Source organism: Inquilinus limosus MP06, from assembly GCF_000767795.1.
GTDB classification, from domain to species: domain Bacteria; phylum Pseudomonadota; class Alphaproteobacteria; order DSM-16000; family Inquilinaceae; genus Inquilinus; species Inquilinus limosus_E.
Map to the genome: position 1 here is coordinate 1 of NZ_JANX01000366.1, position 6349 is coordinate 6349.

General features: G+C 70.6%; 2 protein-coding genes. Both read right to left on the minus strand.

Translation table 11 applies throughout. The features are described from left to right. Positions 1–4428 (minus strand): hypothetical protein (locus P409_RS23035; RefSeq protein ID WP_034844204.1); only part of this gene is annotated, 4428 nt, incomplete at its 3' end. Continuing rightward, positions 4371–6349, minus strand: a 1979-nt coding sequence (locus P409_RS23040; protein WP_152613500.1) for a two-partner secretion domain-containing protein, incomplete at its 5' end; no start/stop codon positions are given. The genes P409_RS23040 and P409_RS23035, both read right to left, overlap by 58 nt.

A 6349-nucleotide genomic window follows, 5' to 3' on the forward strand; every position in this document is an offset into this window, starting at 1 on the left:
GGTGAAGGCCAGGGCGCCGCCGGCCTCGATGGCGTTGTCCGATCCGGCGCCGGCCGACAGCGCGGCGGCGGTCAGGGTCAGGGCGCCGTCCGCCCGCAGGCGGTTCGGGCGGGTATCCCCGCCGCTGCCCGGGGAGGCGTTGGTCGCGATGTCCAGGCCGCTGGTGCCGACGATCCGCTCATCGGCCGCCAGCGTTGTCGCGCCGAAGCCGGCGATGCGGACCGGGCCGTCGGCCAAGTCGATCCGGCCGGTGCCTTCGACCGGTTTGCCGCCATCCCGCCGCGTCGTGGCGTTGATGGTCAGGCTGCCGCCGGCCATCTCGACCGGCAGGTCGCTGGCGTTGCCGGTGTTGCGCAGCTGCACCGCGCCGGAATTGATCGTGGCATTGCCGCCATGGCCGACCAGCAGCGGACTGTCGAGCGACAGGGTCCGCAGCGCCGAGCCCTGGCCGGCGCCGACGGCGACGTCGCCGTAGAAATCGATGCTGTTGTAGCCGCGCAGGGTCAGGGTCTCGGTCTGCGCCAGCACGCCCAGCGTGCCATCGCGGAACACCAGGCCGCCCGTGCCGGCCGGCGCGTCGCCAAAGCCGATCTGCTTGGCGGCGGCATCGATGGCGCGGTCGCCGCGGATCTGGGTGGAGGCCAGGATGCTGTCGCCGGTGGCGTCGAGCGCGAGGCTGCCCGAGGCCAGCACCGCCGCGCCCTTCTGGATCGTGAGCGAGCCGCCGAAGCCGAAGATGTTGTCGCGCACCACGTCGACCCGGTCGCCGGTCGACACGCGCAGCAGCGCACTGTCGCCGTTGAGGCGCAGCGTGTCGGCGGGGCCGGCATCGGCCCCCGTGGCGCGGACCACACTGCCCGACTCGACCGTCAGCGTGTTGGCGGCGGCCAGCAGGACCTCCGGCCCCTCCAGCGCCGTGCCCGGGTTGCGGATGACGACGTCGTTGGCCGTGACCTGCACCTGGGTGCCGCCGCGCGGATCGGCCGAGGTGACCTGGGCGGGGCTACGCTCGCCGCCGATGAGCAGGCTGCCGACGCCGAAATCGTTGAGCTGCCCGGCCTGCAGCAGCAGATAGCCCTGGTCGGCCAGGTCCTGGGTGTCGGTCCCTTCGGACACCACCGCGATCTTGGCGGTGGCGATGTCGAAGCGGCCCAGCTTGCCGCCCTCGGCCGGCGTGAACCTGGCGGTGCCGTCCAGCCGCAGCGTCTCGGTGGCGTTGGCCACCAGCGTGCCGCCGTCGAGCGTCAGGACCGGCACGGGGATGATCCCGGTATCGGTCTTCTGGCGCGAGAGGAAGGTCTCGGACCGGAAGAAGCTGTTGGCTTCGTAGTTGTCGTACTGCGCGCGCTGGCGCAGCACCGCGCCGGATTCGATCTGGAAGCTGCTCCAGCGCGAATCGGAGATCGAGGTGTTGAGGACGGAGCGACGGCCGGCGACATAGGCGCTGCCGTCCGGCGCCCGGCCGTTCATGGCCGGCAGCCTGTCGAGGACGCCATTGACGGCGCGCACCCGGTAGGCGCCGGGCATCAGCGCGTAGCGCGCGGGCAGCAGCACATAGGTGCCGGCCGGCAGGCCGCCGCCGCCCGACAGATAGATCCTGTCGCCCACCCGCAGATTGGTCTTGGAGCCCTGGTTCAAGGCCTGGCCGGACGCGAAGGCCGTGGACGGGACGACCGGGACGTCCTGGTCGAAGTGGATGTCGGTGGTCTGGACGGTGGCTTGATAGCCCGAATAGTAGGGATCCCAGGGGGCGTAGCCGTCATAGTCCGGGATCACGGCGAAGCTGTCGGGGTCGGCCAGGAGGTCGGAAGGTCCGCCGAGCCCCGGCACGAACTCGTTGGCCAGCAGCTCGCCGCCGCCGCTCACATCGATCACGGCCCCGTCCCGCACGTCCACATCGGTGCCGCGCAGCCGCACCTCCTTGGCCGGAGCCCCGGCGATCGACGTGCCGCCATTGCCGGGATTGAACCACAGCGAGCCGTTCTGGACATAGCCATAGGGGACCGTCAGCCCCTTGGCCGACACCGAGGTCACGCTGCCGCGACCCAGCGTCACCATGCCGCCGCCGCTGTCGAGCCCCAGGACGATCCGGCCCAGGGGAGCGCGGATGGTGCCGTTCTGGACGATCTCCGGCGCGGCGATGGTCAGGATGCCGCCGATCGACAGCGGCATCGCGGCCTTGCCGTTCGGCTGCACCGTGACCTTGCCCAGGGCGTTGACCGTGAAGTTCTGGTCGGTGTCAGGGTAGATCTGCGCCGCCTGGAGCACCAGGTTGCCGGCCGTGGTCAGCGTGCCGAGGTTGCTTCCCGCGATGCCCGCGAAGCGGATGTCGCCCCGGCTCTGCAGACGGAGCACCCCGAAGCCGCCGAAGAGGTGGTCCTTGTAGATGCCCTCGCCGGTCTCCGGATTGGAATCGACCTGCATGTGGTAGACGCTGCCGAAGCGGAACGTGCCGCCATTGACGTCGATCAGATCCGCCAGGATGGAGAGCTGGGTCGCCGGGCTGAGGATGCGATCGCCGAGCGGGAGTGCCTGCCAGTCCAGCGTGCTGCCCGACCGCTCGAAGCTGGTGTTCGTCAGCGACACCCGCGGCGCCTGCAGAACCACCCTGGCGCCGTTCCGCCCCGGCGCCGGCGTGGCGCCGATCGTGAAGGCCGAGACCTGGATCTCGCGGCCCAGCTTCACCGTGACGTCGCCGTTGAAATTAACGACGCTGTCGGAGCCCATCACCCAGGTGTCGAAGCCCCCGCCCATCACGGTGTCCGCGGCGACACAGCCCTGGCCGGCATGGCGTTCCAGGGCGTCGATGTCGTAGCCGTCCTTCGCGCCGGCGGACAGGCCGGACTGCCGGATGTTGAGCACCCGCACTAGATCGGCCGGCAGGCCGACTCTGTTGTTCCCGTTTCGCGTTCCTTGCCGCATCTCGGTGATCAGCGTGCCGCCCTCGGCCCCCGCGCCGCCGCCGCGCCCCAGCAGGGTACCGTCGAGATACAGCCCGTCGCTGGCGGTCAGCCGGATCGTGCCGCCATTGCTGGCGACGGTTCGCGGCCGCAGCTTCAGCCCGTACATGGTCATGCTGCGCAGGTCGAGCTGGGTCGAGACGCCGGACACGTCGAGCATCGCGCCGTGCTCGACGATCACGGCGCCGTTGTAGGAGGTCAGCGTGATGGTGCCGCCGTCCAGCACCGTGCCGCGGCGGGTCCCGTCCGTCGTCGGGTCCAGCCTGACCGCGCCGCGGGCCAGCAGCCGGCCGGTCGTGCCGATGCGGACGCTGGCTTGCGGGTCGTAGACCGCCAGCGGGGTCTGCAATCCCGTGTCCGGGTCGGTGGGGAGCTCCGTGTCGACGGTGACACCGCCCATCAGAGTGATCTGCCCGGCCGGGGTCTCGATGGCGCCATCCACCCGCACCGTGCGCGCCGCCACTGCGGTGACCGAGCCGCCCATCCCCATGCGCACGACCGAGCCCCGGCCGAACACGACGCTGCCGCCGCCCTCATAGGATTTCCCGGTCGCATCGACGCCGTTGACGCCGTAATCGTCCGCCCGCAGGTCGCTGCCGCGCGCGATGAGGGTCAGCGACCCGGCCGGCCGCAGCTCCTCCGGCAGCACGTCCAGCCTGGCGAAGCCGAACACGTCGCTGCCGCCGGCGCGCCGCAGATAGTCGGGGTTCAGCCGCAGCGTCGGCGCTGCCGGCGTCACCACCGTGTTCGCCGCCACGGTGACGCCGCGATAGCCCTGCAGCGTCACGTCGCTGAAGCCGCCGCGGCTCAAGAAACCAGGATCCAGCACCAGCGCCCCCTGGGGCGCCAGCCCGCCGCCGATCCAGATCCGGTCGGTGCGGATGGTCAGCTTGCCGCCACGGTCGAGGCCGTAGCCGAGGATGTCGCCGCCCAGCACCAGCTTGCCGGCGCTGGGCCGGATCGCCGTGCTCTGGTCGATGAAGCGGCTGGTGGCCAGCCGCACCTCGCCGCCATTGCCCTTGGTCAGGGACCCGTCGGTGGCGACCCAGCCGCCGGCGGAGACATCGATCAGGCTGCCGCGCGCGATCGTCAGGGTCTTCAGCGCGCTCAGGTCGATCGTGCCGCCGTCGGGCAGGGCCGCGCCCGCCGGACCCGTTCCGCCGGGATACGGATTGCCGTTCGCGTCGACCCGGTCGTTCACCCACTGCCCGCGGGCGGTCAGCCGTGCACCGCCGGCCAGGGTGACGTCCCGGCCGGCCAGGGTGATGGTGCCCGACGGCGTTTCGATCGCGCCGGCGACGGTGATGGCGCCGAACTGATCGAGAATCCCCTCCACGTCGTACAGATTGGGGGGCGCGACCTCCGGCCTCGACCGCAGGTCGACCGAGCCGCCCGGGGCCGTGCGCAGGGTCACGCCGCGCGCCACCGCGATGTCGCCGCCCGCGGTCGTGACCGCGATCTTGTCCACCCCCCGTTCCCGACCAGGGACGGGGCGATCACCAGCCGGTCGCGCAGGTTGTCCGGCAGCGCGTCGTCGGACCCGAACCCGTCCGCCAGCCCGGAGCCGCCGGCGGCGAAGGTGACATCGACCGGTCGCTGCAGCGCCAGGGTCAGGCTGCCCAACGCCGGCAACTGGTCGCGCGACCGCTGCCGCGCCCCGGGCGTGGTCCCGCCGCTGATCCGGCCGTCGAGCACCGCGGCACCGGTGGTGATATTGACCGCGCCGGCGGCCATGCCGTCGGTATAGCCGGCCTCCCAGCGCGGGCCGTAGATCTTCTGCTGCGCGTAGCGGTCCTCGGCGAAGGCGACATACTGGATGTCCGGCGACGCCTGGCTGATGTCGTAGACCCGCCCGTCGGCGCCGACCAGCTGGGTGGTGTCGAGCCAGCCGCCGCGATACCGCACCTGGCCGCCGGAGACGTTGATCGCGGCGCCGTCCCGGATCACGACCTCGCCGGCGCCGGCGTCCCTGGACGAGATCGACACGGTACCGCCGGCGGCGCTGCGCTCCACCGCCGTGCGGCCGATGCTCTTCAGATAGTCGCCGATGCTGCCGATCGGCGACCCGTCGCGGACATCGACATTGACCGTCTTGCCGAACAGGAAGCCGTCGCGCTGCAGCGGCGAGTTCAGCTCGTTGTTGCGCAGCGTGATCGCGATCTGGTTGCGCTCCATCGCCACCTCGGTCGAGGTGGTGCCGGACACGTCGATCAGGCTGCTATTCTCCATGGTGAAGCGGTTCGGCGAGCCGTCGAACGGCGCCTCCACGATCTGGACGGTGACATCGCCCGCCGGGGCCTGGATCTTCGACCCCCGCTCCATGGTCCCGGCACCGGCGATCACCTGGACCTTGGAATGCTCGAACTGCTCGGCATCGGTGATGGTGTCGGTGCTGTCCTCCGGCAGGATGACCGTGTCGCTGCCGCGGCCGAAGGTGATCTTGCCGGCGCTGTTCCGCTGGAACAGTACGTTGCTCTGGTCGTAGCTGGGATCTGCGGCGGCCTTGAGCAGGATGGAGCCGCCGGCCCGGACCGCAGTGGTCGCCGACAGCCGGCCGTTCTGTGCGATCAGCAGACTGGAAATCGAAATGTTGCCACCGCGCGGCGTGTCGATCGTTCCGGTGTTCACCACCCAGTTGGCGGTCGGCGAGTCACGGTCGGTCACGGAATCGACTTCGATCGCAACTCCGCGCGGATACTTCTGGTCCGACGGCGTCGCGACCGAGTTTGCCGGATAGATGTAGATCCTTCGACCGGCGCCGATCACCACCTGTCCGGCCGGGGCGCGGATCGTGCCGGCATTCACCACCGACCCGCCCAGCAGCATGACGCTGCTGTTGTCCGGGCCCTGGATCAGGGCGCCGCGCTCGACCTTGATCTGGCCGGGTTCGCCGTCGTCGGCGGCCGTGAACACCGGAAGGAACTTGCCGCCGGCATCCTTCGGGGTGTCGAGGATGCCGCGGTTGAACTGGTCCTCGCTGATACTCAGCGAGGACGCCACCAGGTTGCGGACATTGACCCGGGCACCGTTGCCGAAGATCACGCCGTTCTGATTGATCAGATAGACATGGCCGTCGGCCTTCAGCGTGCCGTCGATGCGCGACGGGTCGGCCTGGCCGATGCGGTTCAGCACCGCCCAGTCCCGGTTGCCCTTCTGGTCGAAGCGCACCGTCTCGTCGCCGGCGATGTTGAACCGGTTCCAGTCGATGACCGCCTTCGGCTTCAGCTGCTCGATGGTCATCAGCTTGTTGGTCGCGTCCACCACCGGGTTGTTGGCGGACGCGTTCTGAATCCGGTTCAGGCTCATGCCGCTGAACAGCACCTTCGGCGCGCCGGCCGAGGCGGCGCGGGACAGGGCCGTTGTCGACCGCGCTGCTACCGCCGCCGCCA